Raw genomic sequence first — 22,470 nt, 5'->3', positions numbered from 1 at the left:
AAGAGAGCGGCGCCTAATGTCTTGCGCCTTGCCAAATACTCTCGGGGGGTGAGGGCGCAGCCCGAGGGGGGCAGACGGCCCCCCTGCGACGATAAGGCTTTGCGCCGTATCCGGGGGCAGAGCGCGTTAGGTCGGAAAGCAGGCGCTGAGGCGCTTGGTCTCGGTCTCAATCCCGTAGGGCGGGTTCACGATGAACATGCCAGTGCCGATCATCTTGTGGCCCTCACGAACCGGGGGAAAGCGTAGCTCATGGCGAAGCGCGTCGGGAAACTGCGCGGCAAGGGCGGCCAGCATCGGCCCATGCGCGCCGCTTTGCAGGATCGGATACCACAGGGCCAGAATGCCGACGTTCCATTTGCGCGCGATCTGGCTCAGGGCCTTGGGGATCGTCAGGTAATCGTCTTTGACCTCATAAGACGGATCGATCAGCAACAACCCCCGGCGCGGGGTGGGCGGGGTCAGCGCCAGCGCCATCTCAAACCCGTCGCGTTTTTGGATGTTTGTTCCGAAATCGCCGAGATTGGCCTTCAGGGCTGCGTTTTCCTGCGGGTGGAGTTCGGCCAGATGGATCGTGTCGGTTTCGCGCAGGCCCAAGGCCGCGATCATCGGCGAGCCGGGATAGGCGCGCGGTCCGAACATGGCGCGGCATTCGGTCAGTCGTTGGATGTAAGGGTGATCCGCGGGAAACCAGCCTTCGGCCAGATCAATGCCTGCCTGCGCCTCGCCGGTTTTCAGCGCCTCGTCGGATCCCAGATCATAAAGCCCCCGCCCGGCATGGGTTTCGATGTAGCTGAGCGGCTTGTCCTTTTGGGTCAGGTACTCCAGCATCCACGCCAAAAGCGCGTGCTTTTGCACATCGGCCAGATTTCCGGCGTGGTAGATGTGTTGATAGGAAAGCATACCTTGCCCCGATGAAAAAAGGCGGGCCAAACCGGCCCGCCTCAAAACCTCTGCCCGAAAGGATCAGTCCTTTTCGCGGCCCTGATAGGAATAGTCGTCAGTGTTGATGACGATCCGGGTGCCCGCGCCGATATGGGGCGGCACCAGCACGCGCAGGCCATTGGTGCAGACGGCGGGCTTGTAGCTGGACGAGGCGGTCTGGCCTTTCGTGACGGGTTCGGTCTCGGCGATTTCCACCACGATCTTTTGCGGAAACTCGATCGAGATTGCCACGCCCTCATGGGTGCGCAGGTAGCACTTCATGCCGTCGGCCAGAAGCACCTTGTCGTCGCCCAGCACATCGGGATGCACGGCCACTTGCTCATAGGTTTCGGGGTTCATGAAGTGGAACCCTTCGCCGTCCTCATAGAGGAAGTCATATTCGCGTTCATCCACCGTGGCCTTTTCCACCATCTCGGTGGTGCGCCAGCGTTCGGCCACCTTCACCCCGTCCGAAATGCGGCGCATGTCGACCGACGTGGTCGGCGTGCCTTTGCCGGGGTGGAAGTTTTCCGATTTCAGCACGGCATAAAGCCGGCCGTCGAGTTCAACGATATTGCCCTTGCGCAGGGACGAGGCGATGACTTTGACCATGGTTTCTTGTTTCCGTATCCGGGCTGTGCCAAAGCGACCCGGTGAGATCCGGGCTGCGGTATGGCGCTGCCCTTAGCGCAGTTTGGAAGGTTTCGCCAGATGAAAGCCGATATCTCTGTGCCGTGGTGGTACCCCAGCCGCCACGCGGACCGCCGTCCGGCGCTTTTGGCGCGCAATCGGCTGCAGGCGGGCATTCGCGGGTGGTTTGCAGAGCGCGAGTTTCTGGAGGTTGATCCGTCGGCCCTGCAAGTCAGCCCCGGCAATGAGACGCATTTGCACGCCTTCACCTGCACCGCCATCGGGAATGATGGGCAGGGCCAGCCGCGCTATCTGCACACCAGCCCCGAATTCGCGATGAAAAAGCTGTTGGCGGCGGGGGAGCGGCGGATCTTTTCCTTCGCCCATGTCTGGCGCAACCGCGAACGTGGGGCCCGCCATTCCCCGGAATTTACCATGCTCGAATGGTACCGGGTGGGCGAGCCCTATGAGGTGCTGATGGATGACACCTTGGCCTTCCTGCGGCTGGCAGCAGGCGGGGGCACCTTGCGTCACCGCGATATGATCTGTGATCCCGCGCAAGAGCCGCAGCGCCTTTCGGTGGCCGAGGCGTTTCGCCTTTATGCCGGGATTGACCTTCTTTCGACGCTGGACGGCGCGGCAACCGACCGCGATGCGCTCGCCGCCCAAGCTATCGCTGCCGGGCTGCGGGTGGCGGGGGATGATGTCTGGTCCGATATCTTTTCCCGCGTGCTGTCGGAAAGGGTCGAGCCGCATCTGGGGCAGGGGCGGATCACCATTCTGGATCGCTACCCGGCGGCCGAGGCTGCGCTGGCCCGTGTGTGCGCCGATAACCCGCGTGAGGCGGAGCGGTTTGAGGTTTATGCCTGCGGGGTGGAACTGGCCAATGGCTTTGGCGAATTGACCAACCCGGTGGAACAGCGGCGGCGGTTTGAGGCTGAGATGGACGAGAAACAGCGCGTCTATGGCGAGCGCTATCCGTTGGACGAAGATTTCCTCGCGGCGCTGGCGCTGATGCCCGAGGCTTCGGGCATTGCGCTGGGCTTTGACCGGCTGGTGATGCTGGCGACGGGCGCGCCGAACATCGACGACGTGATCTGGGCGCCGGTTGGGTGAGGCGCGGCCCCGGGCCTGCCCGGGGAGAAAACGCTCCAGTGAAGCGTTTTCAGCGCCGAACGCCCGCGAAAGCCTTCGCGGGCCGGGTCATGTCGCGTTTACTCATACCCTTCGACGATGCACAAATCCGCCAGCGACACGCCATCGCGCTTGGCCTTGGCGGCCTGATATTCGGGGCTGTAGTAGCAATCCTGCGCTGCTTTCAGATCGGAAAATTCAATTACCACCGTGCGGGGGCGGATGGTGCCTTCGACCACCTCCTGCGCGCCGCCCCGCACCAGAAACCTTGCGCCATATTTGGTGAAGGCCACTGCATTGGCCTGCCGATAGGCCTCATAGGCGGTGGGGTCAGAGATGGTGACGTGGCCGATCCAGTAGGCGGGCATGGGGCTTATCCTTTGGGTTAACCTTTGTGCAAAAATGCTTGAAAATCCATCTAAAGTAGACTCATGTTGCACCAAAGGGTTGCATGAGGGAATGATAATGGATTTCGCACAACGTGTTAAGGACTTGGCGCAAAGATCGAAACACGCATCTGAGCATGCGCTGACAGAGGAAGCGACCAAGACATCGGTAATACTGCCACTTATTCAGGCACTCGGATTCGACATCTTCAATTTGAACGAAGTGACGCCAGAGTTTGTCTCTGACATTGGCACAAAGAAGGGTGAAAAAGTTGATTTTGTCCTTAGAATTGACGGCAAACCGGCTATCTTGGTAGAGGCCAAACCAATTTCCACCTCTCTGAGCGCCGCCCAGTATTCACAGCTTTTCAGGTATTTTTCGGTGGCGGATGCGCGATTGGCGATTTTGACGAATGGTCGCGAGATTTGGTTCTTCTCGGATACTGATGAACCTAACAAGATGGACAAGAAACCATTTTTTATTTTCGATTTGCAGTCATTTGATGAAGCAAAGGTTAAGGATCTATCTCGGTTTCACAAAAGTGTATTCAACATCGATGCGGTGTTGGAAGCTGCCAGTAACTTGAAGTTTGTTACTGCAACCGCCGACTTTTTTAGGGAACAGATAGACAATCCATCAGATGAGTTTGTTCGCCTGATTGCCCGCCAGATGGTTGATGGCTCGATCACCAAGGCGGTCATCGAACAGATACGGCCGGTCATTCCCAAAGCAATTGATGAAATGATCCGTGAGAGAATTCAGGACAAACTCAACATTGCCTTCAAGCCAGATGCGACCACTCAGGCTGAAACAGGGCAGTCAACTCGTGAAGATGCTGACAAACCTGAAGTCGCTACGACAGAGGAAGAAATTCAGGCCTTCCTGATTGTCAGAGCTATTGGCGCGAGATTGATCCCGCTTAACAGAATAACGATGCGGGATGCCAAGTCCTATTGCAGCGTGTTTGTGGACGATAACAATAGAAAACCTGTTTGCCGTTTCTACTTTAACTCGAAGAGTACGAAATCAATTGGGATATTTGATTCTGAGAAGAACGAAACGCGCCATGCGATTGATGATTTGGGCAAGATATTTGAGTATGCACCTCAAATCGAGGCAATGATAAAGTCTTACTGCTAGCATAGCGCGGCCTTGTGGGCCGCGCTTCAGTTTCCGGGCAAGGGCGGCGCTGTTTAGCCCCGGGATGCTACACCAACCGCTCAGCCTCTTTCGCTGCCCGGATGAAGTCCGCAAACAGCGGATGGGGCGCAAACGGTTTGGACTTCAATTCCGGGTGGAACTGCACGCCGATGAACCAGGGGTGGTCCTTGATCTCGACGATCTCGGGCAGGCGGCCGTCGGGGCTCATGCCCGAAAAGATCAGCCCGCACTTTTCCAGACCCTCGATATACTTGGCGTCCACCTCATAGCGGTGGCGGTGGCGTTCTTCGATCACGGTGGAGCCGTAGATTTGCGCCACGCGCGAGCCTGCCTTCAGGTTCGCCGTATAGGCCCCCAGACGCATCGTGCCGCCCTTGGCATCATCGGCCTTGCGGCGCACGGTGTGGTTGCCCTGCACCCATTCCTTCAGGTGATAGACCACGGGGGTAAAGCGTTTCTCGCCCGCTTCATGGTCAAACTCTTCCGACCCGGCATTGGCGACCCCGCCCAGATTGCGGGCGGCCTCGATCACGGCCATTTGCATGCCCAGACAGATGCCCAGATAGGGGATCTTCTTTTCGCGGGCGAAGGTGGCGGCCTTGATCTTGCCTTCGGTCCCCCGTTCGCCAAAGCCGCCGGGGACGAGGATGGCGTTGAAGTTTTGCAGATAGGGGGCGGGGTCTTCGCGTTCGAAGATTTCCGCGTCAATCCATTCGGCGCGCACCTTGGTGCGGTTGGCCATGCCGCCATGGGTCAGGGCCTCGGCGATCGACTTGTAGGCGTCTTCCAGCTGGGTGTATTTGCCGACAATCGCGACGCGCACTTCGCCTTCAGGGTGGGTGATGCGGTCCATCACGTCTTCCCAGCGGCTGAGGTTCGGTTTCGGGGCCGGGGTGATGCCAAAGGCATCAAGCACGGCCTGATCGAGCCCCGCGCGGTGATAGGCCAGCGGGGCCTCGTAGATGGTTTTCAGATCATAGGCGGGAACGACGTGGTCTTTGCGGACGTTGCAGAAGAGCGCGATCTTCTCAAGCTCGCGCTCGGGGATCGGGTGTTCGGAGCGGCAGACCAGCACATCGGGCGCCAAGCCGATGGATTGCAGTTCCTTGACCGAATGCTGGGTGGGCTTGGTTTTGAGTTCTCCTGAGGCCGCCAGATAGGGCAGGAGCGTCAGGTGCATCAAGATCGACTGGCCGCGCGGGCGTTCGTGGATGAACTGGCGGATGGATTCAAAGAAGGGCAGGCCTTCGATGTCGCCGACCGTGCCGCCGATTTCACACAGCATGAAATCCACTTCCTCGTCGCCGACGCGCAGGAAGTCTTTGATTTCATTGGTCACATGCGGAATGACCTGAATGGTTTTGCCCAGATAATCGCCCCGGCGTTCCTTTTCCAACACGTTGGAATAGATACGACCCGAGGAGATGGAATCCGTCTGGCGGGCATGCACGCCGGTGAAACGTTCGTAATGCCCAAGGTCGAGATCAGTCTCTGCACCGTCGTCGGTGACGAACACTTCGCCATGTTCAAAGGGCGACATCGTGCCGGGATCGACGTTGAGATAGGGGTCAAGCTTGCGCAGGCGCACCGTATAGCCCCGCGCCTGCAACAAGGCCCCAAGGGCGGCTGAGGCCAGCCCTTTGCCAAGCGAGGACACCACGCCGCCGGTGATGAAAATGTAGCGTGCCATGTGGGGTCTCCCGTGTATTTCAGTGTGTCGATTCGCGGTTCGAGAATCGCAGCATCACGGGAGTTGATCCTTAGCCTAGACCGGCCAGGGACGCAACCGCACCGCAAGATGCTGTTTGAAATTCTGCGAAAACCGCAACAGGTTGGGGATCAGTCTTCGGCTTTTTGGGGCGTTGCCGGGGCGTCTGCGGGGGCGGGCGGCAGAAGATCTGACGCGGCGGGCAGTTCCGGCTCGGCGGCTTTGGGGGCCTCGATGCCGATCTGGTCCGCGACCGAACCGGTCTTTCCTTCGCCAGCGGCAAGGATGGTCAGCGTCAGCGAGGTGCAGATGAAGGCTGCTGCCAAGGCCCATGTGATCTTGCCCAAAGCCGTCGCGGCACCACGTGCCGAGATGGCCCCGCCACCGCCGCCCATGCCAAGGCCGCCACCCTCGGAGCGTTGCAGCAAGACAACGCCAATCAAGAGAAGCGCAAGGATGAGGTGGATGGTGAGAACAACGTTTTCCATGGGGCCTTCGCACAGCTGACGCGCCTATCTAGGCGGAAGGGCGGGGCCGCGCAAGGGGCTTGGGAGGCTCATCGAGCCCTGCGGGCACTCTTCGCCATGGGAGAGGCTGGGCCAGCCGACGCGGTGGCGGCTGGCCTTGGGATGCCTCCGGCGGGAGTATTTGGGCCAAGATGAAACCAGGCCCGTGGGCTGGGTCAGGCTGGTGTCGGGTCCATGAAGACCGCCGAGAGTTTGTTGCCGTCGGGGTCGCGCAGGTAGCAGGCGTAAAAGCCTGGCGCATAGGGGCGCAGGCCGGGGGCGCCTTCATCGGTGCCGCCAGACGCCAGCCCGGCGGCGTGAAAGGCGTCGACCGCAGCCCGGCTCGGGGCGCTGAGCGCAGCCATGGAGCCATTCCCAACGGTCGCAGGCTGATCATTGAACGGCTGGGTGACCCAAAGCCGGATGCGCGTCGGGGCAGGCTCGCCATAGCCGGCCTCCGCGTCATTGGCAAAACGCCGTTCCAGCCCGAGACAGGGCATCACCCCATCGTAAAACCGCATCGCGCGGGCCAGATCATTGGTGCCCAGTGTAACATAAAGCAGCATCTTCCCTCCTTGCGGCCATTTTGCTGTTTCGCTGGCCGCGCCTGACCGCTATAGGAGCCACGGTTTTTCCAAAGCGCAAGGATATCCCATGGCCAATGTCGTCGTCGTCGGAGCCCAGTGGGGGGACGAGGGGAAGGGAAAGATCGTTGACTGGCTGAGCGAGCGCGCTGATGTGATCGCGCGCTTTCAGGGCGGTCACAATGCGGGCCATACGTTGGTCATTGATGGCAAGGTTTATAAGCTGAGCCTGTTGCCCAGTGGCATCGTGCGCGGCGGCAAGCTGTCGGTCATTGGCAATGGTGTTGTGGTGGATCCGTGGCATCTGGTCACCGAGATCGACAAGCTGCGCGGCCAAGGCGTGGACATCAGCCCCGAGAATCTGATTCTGGCCGAGAACGCCAGCCTGATCCTGCCGATTCATGGCGAGTTGGACCGGGGCCGTGAGGCGCAGACGGGTGTGGCGAAGATCGGCACAACGGGGCGGGGCATTGGTCCGGCCTATGAGGATAAGGTGGGCCGGCGCGCCATTCGGGTGGCCGATATCTTTGACGAGGCCACGCTGGACACTCGGATTGGGCGTTTGTTGACCCATCACAATGCCTTGCGCGCAGGTCTGGGGCTGGAGCCGGTGGATCCGGTGGCGCTGAAGGCGCAGATTTTGGAGATCGCGCCGAAGATCAAGCCTTACGCTGGGCCGGTCTGGAAGGTGCTGACGGATGCGCGGCGTGCGGGCAAGCGGATTTTGTTTGAGGGCGCGCAGGGGTCTTTGCTCGATATTGATTTCGGGACCTATCCCTATGTGACCTCGTCGAACGTGATTGCTGGACAGGCAGCGACGGGCGTGGGCCTTGGGCCGACCGCGATTGATTTTGTCTTGGGCATCGTCAAAGCCTATACCACCCGCGTGGGTGAAGGCCCGTTCCCGGCGGAGTTGTTTGACGCCGATGGCGAGCGTCTGGGCGAACGGGGGCATGAGTTTGGCACTGTCACGGGCCGCAAGCGCCGCTGTGGTTGGTTTGATGCGGTGCTGGTGCGCCAGACCTGTGCGACCAGCGGTGTGTCGGGCATTGCGCTGACCAAGCTGGATGTGTTGGACGGGTTCAAGACGCTGAAAATCTGCGTAGGCTATGAGCTGGACGGCAAGCGGATGGAGTATCTGCCGACCGCCGCCGACCAACAGGCGCGCTGCACGCCGATCTATGAAGAGATGGATGGCTGGTCGGAAACGACCGCTGGCGCGCGGTCTTGGGCCGATCTGCCGGGGGCAGCGATAAAATATGTGCGGCGGATTGAAGAGTTGATCCAATGCCCGGTCGCGCTACTCTCTACCTCTCCGGAACGCGACGACACCATTCTGGTGACCGATCCGTTCGCGGATTGACGGTTCGGCTGTCTTTTGGGGCCATCGCCCTGAGAGACCGCGCGGCATAGGGAGGCGGGACGATGGCGCTGAGTTACAAGGCCCGCAAGCGGTTGTCTTTGCTGGTCCTTTTGGTTGGCATGCCGGCCTATGTGGTCTTGGCGGTCACCGTGATGAACGCTTTGCCGCGCCTGCCATTATGGGCTGAGGTGCCGGTGTACATCCTGTTGGGTTTTGGCTGGATCTTGCCCTTTAAGGCGGTGTTCTCGGGCATTGGCCAGGCCGATCCTGACCAGCCAGCTCCGCCCTCGGACGACTGACCCGAAGGGATGAAACGCAAACAGGCGGGTCAAGCCCCAGGGGCGACCCACCTGCTCTCAGGTCCGGGAGGCAGCCCGGCCTTGGTTCTTAACCCGCGAGTTTGCGCGCTTCGGCCAGATAGGGCGAGCGGTCGGTCAGCGCGAACATGCCGCGCTTGACCTTGGTGATGCGGCCTTGCCGCAAGAGCGTGCCAAAGCTGCGCAGATAATCTTCGCGCGCGGTTTGGGACTGGCCCGGCAAAGCTGCGATTTGGCGCATCACCAGCGGGCGCGAGAATTCCGGGCGCTGCAGCACTTCGGCGCAATAGACCGCGGCAGCCTCGAGAAGGTCGGGCAGGGCTTCGGCACCGAGTTGATCGGCGAAATCCTGAAAACTGGTGGCATCTGAGAAGAGGTTTTCGGCCTCTTCTGGGGTGAGCGCGTCGTCATCGTCAAGGCCAGCCTGATCGGTGTCTTGCATCATGGCCTGCGGCGCGGCGCTGGGTTGCCCCAGCGCCGGACGGCGCGGACGTACCGGCATGACCACCCGGGAGGCGATGGAACCCGTGGTGGAAGGGGGAGGCGCTGCTGGGCGCGGCTGATCGATGCGCTGGGCAGACACCAGCACAAGCGGGGTCGGGCGCGCAGCCGGGTCGGGCACCGCTGGAGGGCGCGGCGTTGTGGCCTCGGCCTGTGGGCGGCGCGGGCGCACCACGCGGTCCAGATCGTCGCGATAGGGCTCCATCCGCTCTTCGCCCTGCGTCGAACGCCCGCCCGTGACGGCGCGGTCGGCCTCGGTCGCGGCCACTGCGGCCTTGAGATGGGCAATGGCTGACTGGCGGCGGCGGGTTTCCTCGCCGCCCATTTGCGTGGCGGCCTGCGCCATCAGGCGGCTGACGGCCTCATCCTCGGCGGGAACGTTGATCGGACGCGGTTCGGCGGTGGGGTCGGATGCGGTAGCGGCGGCCGCGGGCTCTGGGGCGATATCGTGAGTGAGCTCAGGTTCGGCATCGGTCAGCGTGCCGCCGAGTTCTGCCTCCAAAGCAGCAAGTTCGGCCTGCAGCGCAGCCTCGGCCTCATCCGAAAGGATGCCGGCCGTGGCGGGTTGGACCGGAGGCTCTCCCGCGATTTCAGCGTCCGGGGTTTCAGCGTCTGGGGCTTCGGCTTCGGGCGGTGCGGCTCGGCGGATGCGAATAACGCGGGCCCGGGCGCGTGGTGCGGCCTCTGCGAGGGGGGCCGCCGGTTCGGTCGGCAGCGGTGGCGCTGGATCGGCACTGTCGTCTGTCACCTCATCCGGCGCCGCTTGATCGAGTTCTTCGATCATCTGCGGCGCTTTGTCTGCCTCGGCCGCGAGATCGGTCTCGCGCGGTGTATCCGGCAGCGCCTCCAGCGTCAGGTCCTCGGCGTCGTCAAAATCCGCTGTCTCGGCAGGGAAAGGCTCCGTGGCCGTTCCAAGTGCCGCCCAACTCGCGACATTTTGTGCGTCGACGGGTTCTTTGTCTGCCTCGGACAGATCGTCCGCGGTGGCGGCAGGCACGTCCTCCGCCACGTTCAGATGCGACAGCAGGGCGGTATCGTCAAACTCGGCAGCCCCTGTCACCACGTGCGCAGCGATTTCTTCGGGCAGGTCAACTGGGTCGGTGCCGGAGATTAGAGCAAGCGGCTCAGCCTCGGCGCTGTCTTGGTCCTCGGGCAAATCGCTTGCGGGTTCGGCGGCAACGTCATCGGGCTGCTCGGATGTCAGGCCTGCCAGCATGGCATAGTCGATCTCGGCCGAAGGTTCGAAGTCCTGATCGTCATCCTCGATCACGATTGCAGCATGTTCGGCGGGGTGCAGATCTGCCGCGGCGACCAAAGGCGCGTCCGCGTCTGGCAGCAGGCGGTCGGTGATCAGTGCCTCGGGCACGTCAAAGGTGGCATCGGCAAAGCCGCCCATGACGTCAGCCTGATCGAAAGGCTCGATCTGCGGTGCATCTCGACCGGAATTGGGCATTGCAACCTGCACGGAGGCCTGCAGCTCATCGGCATGCTGATCTTCGTTATAAGCTTCATCGACCAAGGTCTTTTGGGGGATCACGGGCGCATCTGGCATCATGGCCTGAGCCGCGGTTGCCATCGGTGCGGCTTGGGCATGGCGGGCCCGAATGCGCTGCAAGCGCGCGGCGACGCTTTCAGTGCCTGCCTCGGGCAAAGGTGCCGGGGCGTCCAGCAAGGGCGCACGCACGACAGGCTCGGCGCTGGGGGCCTCGGCGGCATCGCCAGCCCGCAAAATCACCCCATTGTCTTGAATCTTGGCTTCCACCCGGCGTTGAATCTCGCGCTCGGCAATGCGGTGCAGCATGGCGGCATCGGGTGTCGGCGGTTCGGCCCCGAAATAGCGGTCTCCAGCGGCCAGATCGCGGAAATACTCCGCAATCGCTTTCATCGTGTTGAAAGGGTCGTCAAACCCCTCCAATGTGCAAGAGAAGGTGCCATAGGAAACGGTTAAAATCTTACTCGCACCGGTCATCGGATGCTCGCCTTCTGCAATACTCGATGGGCTTAATCTGGCTGTGATCCTGATCGAATCCGTGGACAGATCAGGGTGATTTGAAGGATTGATTGTGTCCGAGGAACAGGCATTTGCCGCAATTGAAAGAACAGTATCGGCATGAAACACCCAATTGTCGACTCTTTGCAGGGAGTCACGCTGGTGGGCGGCGGACCGGTCAGCGCCATGGCGTTGGCCAAGGCGCGGGCCTTGGCTCCAAGGATTGTTGGGGCTGACAGCGGGGCGGACCGGCTGTTGCGTCTGGGGGTGACGCCTGAGGCGGTGATCGGCGATCTGGATTCGCTGAGTGCGGCCGCGCGGGTGCGGCTGGCTGACCGACTGTTTCCGATTGCCGAACAAGACACGACGGATTTTGACAAGGCGCTGCGGCTGATTGCGGCGCCTTTCGTGCTGGGGCTGGGATTCGCAGGCGCGCGCGTCGATCACGGGCTGGCGGTGCTGAACACTCTGGTGCGCCACCCTGACCGGCGCTGCTTTATCATCGGTGCGCGCGATGTGATCTTTCTGTGTCCGCCCGAATTGCAGCTGGATCTGCCGCGCGGCACGCGGCTGTCACTGTTCCCCATGGGGCTGGTGCAAGGCGACAGCGAGGGGCTGCGCTGGCCGCTCTCTGGGCTGGACTTTGCCCCTGACGGCATGGTCGGCACCTCAAACGAGGTGTCAGGCCCGGTTCACTTGCGGATGCAGGCGCCCAAGATGCTGGTGATTTTGCCGGTTAGGTATCTGCGGGCCGCGCTGCATGGATGCGGGCTGCAACCCACCGTTCACGGTGGATGATGTAAAGGCCCGAGCCCACGATGATGACAATGCCAATCCAGGTGAGTGTGTTGGGGAAATCGCCGAAGACCAGATAGCCCAAGAGGATGGCGGGCAGAATTTCAAGGTATTGGATCGGCGCGAGGGTTGAGGCCGGCGTAAGCTTCAGCGCCATGGTCACGCAGATATGGCTGACCGCCGCCCAGAACCCGACGCCAAAGAGCCATAGCCAGGCAAAGCCCTGCGGCATTACCGGATCGAGCGTCGGCCAATGGGTGACATCGGCGATGGCAATGATCGGCAGACAGATTAAACTGCCCGCGATTGAGGTGTGCAGTTGCTGCATCACCGGCGGTACGGAACTCGCCATGGCGCGGGTGATCAACATATATGCGGCAAAGCAGAAGGCCGACAACAGTGGGAAGAGCGCCACCAACCCAAAAGCAGTGATTGAGGGCTGGATGACAAAGAGCGCGCCGATAAAGCCGACGATCGAGGCAATGATCCGGCGCGGACCGATATGGTCGCCAAAGATCAGATAGCCAAGGATCAAGAGGATGAAGGGCTCGACAAACACAATGGCCAGCGCGTCGGCAATCGGCATGACCTGCACGCCCGCAACAAAGCCATAGGTCGAGGCGAGCAGGAACACCGCGCGTGCCAGCAAAAGCCCAGCATCGCGCCGCCCAAGCCGCCAAGAATAGCCCATCAACAGGGCCACCGGCACCATAAGCGCCCCTTGCACAAAAAACCGCGCGGCGGTGATTTGTCCGACGGGAATGGTCTCTGTGGCCAGTTTCGAGGCGGTGTCGAGCAAAGGGGCCAGCACACAGAACGCGAGCATGAGGCCGATGCCGAGAAGGGGGCGGTCATGGGTCATGGGCTTTGGCTAGCCGTTTTGAGCGTCGCAGAACCGTCTGAATGCGACCTAAAGGGCGGGCGGGCTTGGGGGGCATTGAGCCCCCACGCGCCCGCGCGCTGGCGCGGAGCAGGTCTGAAGCGGTGCTGCGGGGGATGAGCGCGCAAGGTGAGTATTTGGAAAGGCGCAAGACCTTCAGGCGCCGTGATCATTGGCTTGCGCCTTTTGAAATACTCCACGGGGGAGGCTGGTTTCGGCACGAAACCGGCCCGGGGGTGTGAAACCCCCGCCTTGCGCTCCCGTAGGTCTTGCGTGAACCTCAGCAGTTCGGCACGTTCACCGCAAGGCCACCGAGCGAGGTTTCCTTGTATTTCTCGTGCATATCATGGCCGGTCTGGCGCATAGTTTCGATGCAGGCATCCAGGCTGACAAGGTGGATGCCATCGCCGCGCAGGGCGAGGCTGGCGGCCGAGACGGCCTTGATCGCACCGAGCCCGTTGCGTTCGATGCACGGCACCTGCACAAGCCCCTTCACCGGGTCGCAGGTCATGCCCAGATGATGCTCCAGCGCGATTTCGGCGGCGTTTTCCACCTGCATCACGGTCCCGCCCATCACCGCGCACAGCCCTGCGGCCGACATGGCGGCGGCAGAGCCGACCTCGGCCTGACAGCCGCATTCAGCGCCGGAAATCGACGCGTTGTGCTTGCAAAGCCCGCCAACAGCGGCGGCGGTCAGCAAGAAATCCCCGACCTTCGACACACTTGCCCCCGGCACATGGTCAAGCCAATAGCGGATGGTGGCGGGCAGGACCCCCGCCGCGCCATTGGTGGGGGCGGTCACCACTTGCCCACCCGCGGCGTTTTCCTCGTTCACCGCCATCGCATAGAGGCTCATCCAGTCGTTGATGGTGTGCGGGGCTGTCATGTTGAGCCCGCGTTCGGCCATCAGCGCCTCATGGATGCCCTTGGCGCGGCGGCGCACTTTCAGGCCGCCCGGCAGGATGCCATCGGTCTGCATGCCTCGGCTGATGCAGGCGTTCATCACCTCCCACAGCCGGGCCATGCCCTTGTCGATCTCTGCGCGGCTGCGGAATTTGAGTTCATTCGCCAGTTTCATCTGGGCGATGGTGAGGCCCGACTTTTCAGCCATCTCCAGCATTTCAGCGGCCGTTTCAAAGGGGTAGGGCACATCGGCCCGCGCTTTGGACTTGGTGCCCCCCGCCTCGGCCATCTCGCCTGCGGTCAGCACAAAGCCGCCGCCGATGGAGTAGTAGGTTTCCTCCATGATCACGTCGCCTTGGGCGTCGGTGGCCTTCAGGATCATGCCATTGGCATGGCCGGGCAACGCCGGGCCATAGTCGAAGATCAGGTCTTTCTTCGGGTCAAAGGCCAAAGGCGGCAGGCCGGGGGCATTGATCTGATGGGTTTCTTCGATCAGGGCAAGGGTCGCCTCGGCCTTGGCCGCGTCATAGGTCGCAGGTTCGAACCCGGCGAGACCCAAGATCGTCGCGCGGTCAGTGGCATGGCCAACCCCGGTAAAGGCCAAGGAACCATGCAGCGAGGCGCGCAGCCCGTGGAACTGGAAGGGGCTTGCGCGCATCCGGTCGAGAAACCGGGCCGCCGCCACCATCGGCCCCATCGTGTGTGACGAGGACGGGCCGACGCCCACTTTGAACATGTCGAAGACGGAAAGGAACATCAGGGTCTCTCAGATGCGCTCAGGCGAGCGGGGCGGTAAAGGGGGTGGGGCCAAGGCCCTCGTCCTCGGCGATGATCTGGGTGGCGTGCTGGGCTTCCAGCATCACCAGGACTTTGTGCAGCGCCGGGTAATCGGCGCAGTTCACTTGCAGCGGATGATCGGCGCCGAACTGGCCCAGCCAGTGCAGAAGCATGGCGATGTAATAGCCCAAAATCGAGGGCCGGTCGTTGGGCAACCAGTCTGGGTTGCCGGTTGCCGCCCGGTCCAGGTTTTGCAGATACAGCGCCATCCGGGCCCTTGCATGGCTTTGCACGGCGGGCACGCAGGCCTCTCCGGCGCTGCGGTCGGGGTAGAAGAGCTGCAAGAGCGTGGTGTGGATATTGGTTGAGGTGAAGAAGAGCCACGACAGGAAGGCCGCGCGGGCGGGCGCATCCGGGGCAGGTGCCAGACCGGGGTGGCGGTCGGCGAGATAAAGCAAGATCGCGGCGGTTTCGAACATCGGCCCGTCCGGCGTTTCCAAAGCCGGGATCTGCCCCAAGGGGTGCAGGGCCCGATAGGCGGGGCTGGAGAGCACGCCCGCGTCGCGGTCAATCAGCGCGCAGCGGTGTTGCACGCCAAGCTCGGCCAGCACCATGCGCGGCGCGAGCGAAGCCGTGTCAGGATAGTAATGCAGCACATACATGGTTAGCGCTCCTTTGGGGGCGACTATGGCAGGCCGCGTGGGCTTTGGCAGGCGAAAAGCGACATGATCCAACCTGTGACGGCCTTGCAGCCGTCGTCCGGGTCCAATGCAGGGGCAAAGCGTGGGTTGGCGTCAGTCCGCTGGGGTGTCGCAGGGCGGGTCCGAGAAGGCCAGGCCCGATATCCCTTCGGTGGTCAGCACGGCCCGGATCGCTGGGCGCGCCTCTAGCCCCTTGGCCATGGCATGCAAGGCCGGGAAATCGGCGCTGGCGATGCTGTGGTCGGCATAGGCCGGAAACGCCTTGATCCAGCGCAAGAGCATGATGATGTAGAGGGACAAGGCCGACGGGCGGTCGGGCGACAGCCACCAAGGGCCGGTCCGCGCGACACCGTCAAGTTCCGCAAGTTGGCTGCGCAGCAAATCATAGGTCGCCTCGGCCACGGCGCGTTGCGGTGCCTCACCGGCCGGGCGTTCGGGATGCAAAAGCGTCATTGCAGCGGGATGCAGGCCGTTGGTCACAAAGATGAACCAGATCAGGAAGCGGGCGCGATCGGGCGCATCACTGCGCGGGGCCAGCCCGTCATGGTGTTCGCTGAGATATAGGAGGATCGCTGCCGTCTCGAAGATCGGGCCGTCGGGGGTTTCCAGCACGGGCACGCGGCCAAAGGGGTTCAGCGCGCGAAAGCTGGGCGCGTCGAAATCGCCAGCCTGAAAATCCAGCGCGTTGAACTGAAACGGCACGCCCAGTTCGGCCAAGGCCATGTGGATCACCTGCGAACCCCAATCGTGCACTCCGTGCAAAACGTACATTTTCACCCCTCCCGGTTTTTCCGCCATGCTGGCGCATTGCACGCCAAGGTCTCGCCAGATTGCGACATCGGGCGCGGGCTGGGATGTCGCCGCGATGCCGGGGCCGGGGGCCGCACAAACCCCCTCGCCGCCCCTTTGCGAAAGCCCTATAAGCAGGGCGTCCAGACCAAAGGAATCTGCCATGCCCGCCGAGCTTTCCCCGATCGACAAGGCCAAGTTTGTTGCCGCCAAACGTGCGGTGGAATTTGTCGAAGACGGCATGAAACTGGGCCTTGGCACCGGGTCAACCGCCGCTTGGATGGTGCGCTGCCTTGCGGAACGCATCAAGGAAGAGGGCCTGCGCGTGGTTGGTGTGCCGACCTCAACCCGCACGGCGGAACTTGCGCGTCAACTGGGGGTGCCGGTCACCAGCCTGGACGATGCCAAGTGGCTGGACCTGACGATTGATGGGGCCGATGAGTTTGACCCCAATCTGTCGCTCATCAAGGGCGGCGGGGCGGCGCTTTTGCAAGAAAAGATTGTGGCGACTGCCTCGGATCAGATGATTGTGATCACCGATGCCGCGAAGGAAGTGGCACAATTGGGCGCCTTTCCCTTGCCGGTGGAAGTTATCCCCTTCGGCTGGCAAACCACCAAGGCGCTGATCGAGGAAATGCTGGTCTCGATGGATGTCTTGGACCGCGATGTCAGCCTGCGGATGAATGGCGATAAGCCCTTGTTGACCGATGAGGCCAATTACATCGTTGACCTTCACCTCAAGCGCATTGGCAATCCGCGCCAATTGGCGCTGGTGTTGAACCAGATCCCCGGGGTGGTGGAAAACGGTCTCTTCATCGACATCTGCGATATTGTCATCATCGGCCATGGTGATGGGCGCGTGCAGGTGCGCGACATCAACAACGGTACGCAGACCGATGACCGGATCCACTTTGCGCCCACCGACAATATCTTTGCCGATCTGGGCGACTGATTTCATCTGTTCCGAACTGTCCCGAGGATCCGGGGGGCTGGCCCCCGGTCCGCTGCCATCCACAAGGCGCGACCAATGACCCAATTCGACTATGATCTTTTCGTCATCGGCGGCGGCTCGGGCGGTGTGCGCGCAGCCCGGATCGCGGCGGCCGAAGGGGGCGCGCGCGTTGGGCTGGCCGAAGAATCCCGGATGGGTGGCACCTGCGTGATCCGGGGCTGTGTTCCGAAAAAGCTGATGGTCTATGCCAGCGAATTTCCCGGTGAAATCGAGGACGCCCGCGCCTATGGCTGGGATGTGCAGGCGCACGGGTTTGACTGGGCAAAGTTCCGTGGGACTTTGGAGGCGGAACTGACGCGGCTGGAAACGGCCTATCGCGGTACGCTGAAAAACGCGGGTGTGAGCATTCATGACGCCCGCGCCACTGTGCGGGATCCGCACACTGTAGAGCTTGCCACGGGCGAGCGGTTCACCGCCAAGCACATCCTCATCGCCACAGGCGGGTGGCCCTTTGTGCCCGATGTGCCGGGGGCAGAGCTTGTGGTGACCTCGAACGAGATGTTCCACCTTGAGACCCTCCCCAAGCGTGCGCTTGTGGTGGGCGGGGGCTATATCGCATCCGAATTCTCCTGTATCCTGAATGGGTTGGGCGTTCAGACCACCCAGTTTTATCGCGGCGCGCAAATTCTGCGCGGCTTTGATGACGAAGCGCGCGGTCATGTGGCCAATGCCATGCAGGCGGCTGGAATTGCCATTCACTGCGGCACCGATGTGATGCGGCTGGAAAAGACCCAAGGCGGGATTCGCGCCCTGGCCACGGATGGGTCTGAGGCAGAGTTTGATCTGGTGCTTTATGCCGCGGGCCGCAAACCCAACAGCGCGGGGCTCGGGCTTGAGGCTTTGGGCGTCGCTCTAGGCCGCAATGGCGAGGTCAAGGTGAATGACTGGTCGCAAACCGCCGTCCCGTCGATCTTTGCCGTGGGCGATGTGACCGACCGCGTCAATCTGACCCCTGTGGCCATTCGGGAAGGCCATGCCTTTGCCAATACGGTGTTTCGTGGCGTGCCGACGCGGTTTGATCATGAAGACATCGCCAGTGCCGTCTTTACCCAACCCGAACTCGCCACGATCGGCCTGACCGAAGAGGCGGCCCGCGCCCTTGGGCCGACCGAGGTTTATGTCGCGGCCTTTCGCCCGATGAAAACCCTGTTCGCCGGGCGTCAGGATCGGGTATTGATGAAGCTTCTGGTCAGCGTTGAGACGCGCAAGGTTTTGGGCTGTCACATCGTCGGCGCGGGTGCGGGTGAGATGATCCAGCTGGTCGCCATCGCCATCGGCATGGGGGCCACGAAAGAGGATTTTGACCGCACCGTCGCCGTGCATCCGACCATGGCCGAAGAGTTGGTCACGATGCGAAAGCCAACGCGCGTGGTCTAAGCCGAAAACTGCGCCAATTCGCGGCTTGATTTCCGGCCTCATCCGCCCCAAGTCAGGGAGGAACGGAAATTCAAGTGAGGTTCTCCTAATGGCGGGAAGCGGTGGGCCCTGGGGCAGCGGTGGCGGCAATCAGGATGATGATGGGCGCGAAGGCCGGGACGAGGGTCGCAAGGGCGGTCCGCGTCGTCCGGGCGATGGACCGCAGATTCCGGAAATCGACGAGCTGGTGCGCAAAGGGCAAGAGCAGCTCCGCGTGCTGATGGGCGGTGGCGGCAAGCGTCCGCCGGGTGGCAGCGGTGGCGGTGCCGGCGGGCAGGGGCCCAACTTGTTTTCCAAGCAGGGCCTTGCGTTGGGCGCCTTTGCGGCGGTGGCACTTTGGGGTTATGCCTCGTTCTACACCGTCAAGCCTGAAGAACAGTCGGTTGAGCTGTTCCTTGGCGAGTTTAGCGCCATCGGCAATCCGGGTCTGAACTTTGCGCCTTGGCCCTTGGTTTCGGCCGAGATCGTCCAGGTCACCGGCGAACGCACGACCGAGGTCGGCACGGGCGCGGGGGGCGAGATGGACACCGGCCTGATGCTGACGCGCGATCAAAACATTGTGGATATGGAATTCCAAGTGGTCTGGAACATCGAGGATGCCTCGAAATACCTGTTCAACTTGGCCGATCCGAATGACACGATCCGTGCCGTCTCGGAAAGCGCGATGCGCGATATCATCGCGCGGTCGGAACTCGCCCCCGTGCTGAACCGCGATCGGGGCCGGATTTCGACCGATCTTCTGGCGCAGGTGCAAGGCACGCTGGATACCTATGACGCCGGGATCAACGTGGTCCGCGTCAACTTGGCCAAGGCCGACCCCCCGCGCGAGGTGATCGACGCCTTCCGCGAAGTGCAGGCCGCCCAGCAGGAACGCGACCGTCTTGAGAAAGAGGCCGATGCCTATGCCAACCGGGTGACGGCGGGCGCACGCGGTCAGGCCGCACAGCTTTTGGAAGAGGCCGAAGCCTACCGCGCCCAGGTCGTGAACAACGCCCAGGGTGAGGCGAGCCGCTTCCTGTCGGTTTACGCGGAATATGTGAAAGCCCCAGAGGTGACGCGCAAGCGCATGTATCTGGAAACGATGGAGAAAGTCTTCGGTGGCATGAATAAGGTCATTCTGGACGGTGTCGTCGGAGGTGATGGCGGGCAGGGTGTCGTGCCGTTCTTGCCGTTGAATGAATTGGGCCGCATGAACACGGGTGCAGCCGCAACCGAGGGGACGAACTGATGCGCGCCGCTTTGATTCTTCCGGTTCTCTTTGTGCTGGGCGCTGTGGTTGTGTCCTCTGTGTTCATCGTCGATGAACGCAAGCAGGCCCTCGTCTTGCAATTCGGTCAGGTCAAGCAAGAGGTTCGTGAACCCGGTCTCGGCTTCAAGATCCCCTTCATTCAGGACGTGGTCTATTACGAAGACCGCATCCTTGGCCTGCCGACCAACCCCATCGAAGTCACCCCCGCCGATGACCGTCGTCTGGTGGTGGATGCCTTTGCGCGCTGGCGCATCGTCGATCTGGTGCAGTTCCGGCAGGCCGTTGGCTCGGGCGGCGAAGACACGGCGCGTCAGCGTCTGGACCGGATCATCAACGCCGCCATCCGCGAAGTGATGGGCGGCGTGCCGTCCACCGCCGTGCTGTCCGAAGACCGCACCGCGCTGATGAACCAGATCCGCGATTTGGCGCGTCGGGAATCCGGCAGCTTGGGTGTCGAAGTGATTGACGTGCGCCTGACCCGCACCGACTTGCCCGAGCAGAACCTTGAAGCAACCTTTGCTCGGATGCGCGCTGAGCGTCAGCGCGAGGCGGCCGATGAGGTTGCGCGCGGCAATGAAGCGGCGCAACGCGTGCGGGCCTCTGCCGACCGCGAGGTGGTTGAGGTCACGTCCGAGGCGCGCAAGACCGCCGAAATCGTCCGAGGTGAGGCTGATGCCGAGCGCAACGCGATCTATGCCGAAGCCTTTGGTAAAGACCCTGAATTCTTTGCCTTTACCCGCTCGCTCACCTCCTACGAGCGGTCCTTGCAGGCCGGGAATTCCTCGATCGTGATGTCGCCGGAGTCTGAGTTCTTTGACTATATGAACAGCGATCAGGCTCCCGAGGTGGCGGCCCCTGTGGCAGGGCAATGATCACCCTGCTTTTGGGCCTTGGCCTTGTCTTGGTGATCGAGGGGCTGGTGCTTGCACTGGCCCCTTTGCGTCTGGAGCAACTCTTGCAGGCGCTGGCAGGATTAAGCCGCGATCAGCGGCGGATGCTGGGTCTTGTCACTGTGGCGCTGGGCGTCGGCTTGGTTCTGCTGGCCCGTCACTTTGGTGCTTGATGCCGCGCACGGCGGGTGACATGTTTCTCACAAGCGGTTGAGCGACGCGATCCGGCATTGCATTGCGCGCATGGCTGACTACCTCATGGGGTGTCTGAGGCCCGACGGGTCCGGCCGTTCCGCCGTTCCCGCAACAGGAGTTTGATCCGTGCTTGATCTTTTCTCGCCCCTTCGCATGACCCGACCAAGACCGCTGCGGCTGGTCGCAGCACTTGGGCTTGGCCTGACGCTGGCGTTGTCGCCAGTCGGTGAGGCCTTTGCGCGCGGCGCGCCCGAAAGCTTTGCCGATCTGGCCGCTGATGTCAGCCCGTCGGTGGTGAACATTACCACATCGGCCGTGGTGGCCGCCCCAACGGGCGGCGGGCCGATTGTGCCCGAAGGCTCGCCCTTTGAGGATTTCTTCCGTGATTTCATGGTGCCCGAAGGTGAGGGCGGCAATGAGGCGCAGCGCCAGCAGGCGCTGGGGTCTGGGTTTGTGATTTCGGCTGATGGCTTTATCGTCACCAACAACCACGTCATCGAGGGCGCGGATGAGATCGAGATCGAATTCTTCGACAAAACGCGGCTGAAGGCGACGCTGGTCGGCCGCGACCCCAAGACCGACATTGCGCTCTTGAAGGTGGAAAGCGACGCGGAACTGCCGTTTGTCCGTTTTGGCGACAGCGACACCATGCGGGTGGGCGATTGGGTGATGGCCATGGGCAACCCCTTGGGTCAGGGCTTTTCGGTCTCGGCCGGCATCGTGTCCGCCCGCGGGCGTGAATTGTCGGGCAGCTATGATGACTTTTTGCAAACCGATGCCGCGATCAACAAGGGCAACTCGGGTGGCCCCTTGTTCAACATGGACGGTGAGGTGGTGGGGGTGAACACCGCCATTTTGTCGCCCACCGGGGGGTCGATCGGCATTGGCTTTTCGATGGCGTCGAATGTGGTGACCAAGGTGGTCGCCCAACTGAAAGAGTTCGGCGAAACCCGGCGCGGTTGGCTTGGTGTGCGCATTCAGGATGTGACCCCGGATGTGGCCGAGGCGATGAACCTCTCGGTCGCCCAAGGGGCGCTGATCACCGATGTGCCCGAAGGTCCGGCCAAGGATGCGGGGCTGCTCGCGGGTGATGTCATCACCACCTTCAACGGCAAGACCATCACCGATGTGCGCGATCTGACCCGCACCGTGGCCGACAGCCCGATTGGCGAAGCTGTGCCGGTGGTTGTGCTGCGCGAAGGTAATGAGATGACCATTGATGTCACGCTTGGCCGTCGCGAGACCGCCGAAGGCGAGGCAGAGGCCGAGGGCGAACTGGGTGCGGTTCCCGAAGCGCCGGTGCAGTCCGAAGTGCTGGGCATGACGCTGAAGCCCATTGATGGTCCCACCGCCCAAGAATTGGGCCTGCCTGCGGGCAGCGAGGGGCTGGCTGTGGTCAATGTCGATGCCGCGTCTGAGGCGGCAGCCAAGGGTCTGTCGCGCGGCGATATCATCGTGGAGGCCGGGCAGCGCCCTGTCACCAGCCTCAAGGACCTGAACGACCGCATCGAAGAGGCCAAGGCCGGCGGGCGCAAGTCGATGCTCTTGCTCGTGCGCCGGGATGGTGATCCGCGCTTTGTGGCGCTGTCGGTCGAGTAAAGCCAATGGAATGACAGTTTGGGGCGGCAGGGCAACCTGCCGCCTTTTTCTTTTGCCGCTAT

General features: G+C 62.2%; 22 protein-coding genes. 11 read left to right on the top strand and 11 right to left on the bottom strand.

Annotated features, from left to right (window positions below):
• Positions 1–126 precede the first annotated feature (126 nt).
• A complete protein-coding gene (locus AC72UB_RS06420; protein WP_505189031.1) occupies positions 127–900 on the bottom strand; it encodes a 23S rRNA (adenine(2030)-N(6))-methyltransferase RlmJ in 774 nt (257 codons plus the stop codon).
• Between the two features lie 63 nt (positions 901–963).
• Complete coding sequence (gene efp, locus AC72UB_RS06415; RefSeq protein WP_463291270.1) at positions 964–1,533, bottom strand: elongation factor P; 570 nt, start codon at positions 1,531–1,533, stop codon at positions 964–966.
• Positions 1,534–1,632: 99 nt separating this feature from the next.
• On the opposite strand from efp, the gene epmA reads away from it, so the two are divergent.
• Complete coding sequence (gene epmA / locus AC72UB_RS06410; RefSeq protein ID WP_505189030.1) at positions 1,633–2,667, top strand: EF-P lysine aminoacylase EpmA; 1,035 nt, start codon at positions 1,633–1,635, stop codon at positions 2,665–2,667.
• Positions 2,668–2,765: 98 nt separating this feature from the next.
• Here the strand turns inward: epmA and AC72UB_RS06405 are convergent, their stop codons facing one another.
• Positions 2,766–3,053, bottom strand: coding sequence for a DUF1330 domain-containing protein (locus AC72UB_RS06405; protein WP_505189029.1), 288 nt, complete (start codon positions 3,051–3,053; stop codon positions 2,766–2,768).
• Positions 3,054–3,150: 97 nt separating this feature from the next.
• Between AC72UB_RS06405 and AC72UB_RS06400 the strand changes: the two genes are divergently transcribed.
• A complete protein-coding gene (locus AC72UB_RS06400) occupies positions 3,151–4,212 on the top strand; it encodes a type I restriction endonuclease (RefSeq protein WP_505189028.1) in 1,062 nt (353 codons plus the stop codon).
• Positions 4,213–4,279: 67 nt separating this feature from the next.
• Here the strand turns inward: AC72UB_RS06400 and pyrG are convergent, their stop codons facing one another.
• From pyrG to AC72UB_RS06385, 3 genes are all read right to left on the bottom strand, one after another.
• Positions 4,280–5,923, bottom strand: coding sequence for a CTP synthase (gene pyrG / locus AC72UB_RS06395; protein ID WP_505189027.1), 1,644 nt, complete (start codon positions 5,921–5,923; stop codon positions 4,280–4,282).
• Positions 5,924–6,072: 149 nt separating this feature from the next.
• On the bottom strand, positions 6,073–6,429 hold the full coding sequence (secG, locus tag AC72UB_RS06390; protein ID WP_505189026.1) for a preprotein translocase subunit SecG: 357 nt from the start codon (positions 6,427–6,429) through the stop codon (positions 6,073–6,075).
• Positions 6,430–6,623: 194 nt separating this feature from the next.
• A complete protein-coding gene (locus AC72UB_RS06385; protein ID WP_505189025.1) occupies positions 6,624–7,013 on the bottom strand; it encodes a VOC family protein in 390 nt (129 codons plus the stop codon).
• Between the two features lie 88 nt (positions 7,014–7,101).
• Between AC72UB_RS06385 and AC72UB_RS06380 the strand changes: the two genes are divergently transcribed.
• Positions 7,102–8,394 carry an adenylosuccinate synthase gene (locus AC72UB_RS06380; protein WP_505189024.1) on the top strand — a complete coding sequence of 431 codons (1,293 nt, stop codon included), beginning with the start codon at positions 7,102–7,104 and terminating at the stop codon, positions 8,392–8,394.
• Between the two features lie 62 nt (positions 8,395–8,456).
• Positions 8,457–8,693, top strand: a complete 237-nt coding sequence (locus tag AC72UB_RS06375; protein ID WP_505189023.1) for a DUF2842 domain-containing protein — start codon at positions 8,457–8,459, stop codon at positions 8,691–8,693.
• An 88-nt stretch (positions 8,694–8,781) separates the two neighbouring features.
• Here AC72UB_RS06375 and AC72UB_RS06370 read toward each other — a convergent pair whose 3' ends face one another.
• Complete coding sequence (locus AC72UB_RS06370; RefSeq protein ID WP_505189022.1) at positions 8,782–11,181, bottom strand: hypothetical protein; 2,400 nt, start codon at positions 11,179–11,181, stop codon at positions 8,782–8,784.
• A gap of 141 nt (positions 11,182–11,322) precedes the next feature.
• Here AC72UB_RS06370 and AC72UB_RS06365 point away from each other — a divergent pair, with 141 nt between their 5' ends.
• The gene (locus AC72UB_RS06365; protein WP_505189021.1) at positions 11,323–12,000 is read left to right on the top strand and encodes a thiamine diphosphokinase; all 678 of its coding nucleotides are present in this window, start codon (positions 11,323–11,325) and stop codon (positions 11,998–12,000) included.
• Here the strand turns inward: AC72UB_RS06365 and AC72UB_RS06360 are convergent.
• The 4 genes from AC72UB_RS06360 to AC72UB_RS06345 all read right to left on the bottom strand — a co-directional run bounded on the left by AC72UB_RS06360 (position 11,939) and on the right by AC72UB_RS06345 (position 16,212).
• Entirely contained in the window at positions 11,939–12,859 is a 921-nt protein-coding gene (locus AC72UB_RS06360; RefSeq protein ID WP_505189020.1) for a DMT family transporter, read from the bottom strand. The genes AC72UB_RS06365 and AC72UB_RS06360 overlap by 62 nt on opposite strands.
• Before the next feature lie 298 nt (positions 12,860–13,157).
• On the bottom strand, positions 13,158–14,537 hold the full coding sequence (locus AC72UB_RS06355) for an L-serine ammonia-lyase (protein ID WP_505189019.1): 1,380 nt from the start codon (positions 14,535–14,537) through the stop codon (positions 13,158–13,160).
• Positions 14,538–14,556: 19 nt separating this feature from the next.
• The gene (locus tag AC72UB_RS06350; RefSeq protein WP_505189018.1) at positions 14,557–15,219 is read right to left on the bottom strand and encodes a glutathione S-transferase family protein; all 663 of its coding nucleotides are present in this window, start codon (positions 15,217–15,219) and stop codon (positions 14,557–14,559) included.
• Positions 15,220–15,351: 132 nt separating this feature from the next.
• Complete coding sequence (locus AC72UB_RS06345; RefSeq protein WP_505189017.1) at positions 15,352–16,212, bottom strand: glutathione S-transferase family protein; 861 nt, start codon at positions 16,210–16,212, stop codon at positions 15,352–15,354.
• Here AC72UB_RS06345 and rpiA point away from each other — a divergent pair.
• The 6 genes from rpiA to AC72UB_RS06315 all read left to right on the top strand — a co-directional run bounded on the left by rpiA (position 16,211) and on the right by AC72UB_RS06315 (position 22,408).
• Positions 16,211–16,999, top strand: coding sequence for a ribose-5-phosphate isomerase RpiA (gene rpiA / locus AC72UB_RS06340; protein WP_463290561.1), 789 nt, complete (start codon positions 16,211–16,213; stop codon positions 16,997–16,999). The two genes, AC72UB_RS06345 and rpiA, sit on opposite strands and share 2 nt — an antisense overlap.
• Positions 17,000–17,074: 75 nt before the next feature.
• Positions 17,075–18,436 (top strand): glutathione-disulfide reductase, encoded by a 1,362-nt coding sequence (gene gor, locus AC72UB_RS06335; protein ID WP_505189016.1) that lies wholly within the window; start codon positions 17,075–17,077, stop codon positions 18,434–18,436.
• A gap of 88 nt (positions 18,437–18,524) precedes the next feature.
• The gene (gene hflK, locus AC72UB_RS06330; RefSeq protein ID WP_505189015.1) at positions 18,525–19,703 is read left to right on the top strand and encodes an FtsH protease activity modulator HflK; all 1,179 of its coding nucleotides are present in this window, start codon (positions 18,525–18,527) and stop codon (positions 19,701–19,703) included.
• On the top strand, positions 19,700–20,596 hold the full coding sequence (hflC, locus tag AC72UB_RS06325; protein ID WP_505189141.1) for a protease modulator HflC: 897 nt from the start codon (positions 19,700–19,702) through the stop codon (positions 20,594–20,596). Before hflK ends, hflC begins: the two co-directional genes overlap by 4 nt.
• Positions 20,593–20,787 carry a DUF2065 family protein gene (locus tag AC72UB_RS06320; RefSeq protein ID WP_463290558.1) on the top strand — a complete coding sequence of 65 codons (195 nt, stop codon included), beginning with the start codon at positions 20,593–20,595 and terminating at the stop codon, positions 20,785–20,787. Before hflC ends, AC72UB_RS06320 begins: the two co-directional genes overlap by 4 nt.
• A gap of 175 nt (positions 20,788–20,962) precedes the next feature.
• Positions 20,963–22,408, top strand: a complete 1,446-nt coding sequence (locus tag AC72UB_RS06315; protein ID WP_505189014.1) for a DegQ family serine endoprotease — start codon at positions 20,963–20,965, stop codon at positions 22,406–22,408.
• Positions 22,409–22,470 lie beyond the last annotated feature (62 nt).

Origin of the sequence: Allotabrizicola aquatica (SeqCode), from assembly GCF_965194375.1 — a bacterium.
GTDB classification, from domain to species: domain Bacteria; phylum Pseudomonadota; class Alphaproteobacteria; order Rhodobacterales; family Rhodobacteraceae; genus Tabrizicola_A; species Tabrizicola_A aquatica.
Note: the sequence above shows the minus strand (reverse complement) of the source record. Positions and strands in the feature narration are given on the sequence as shown.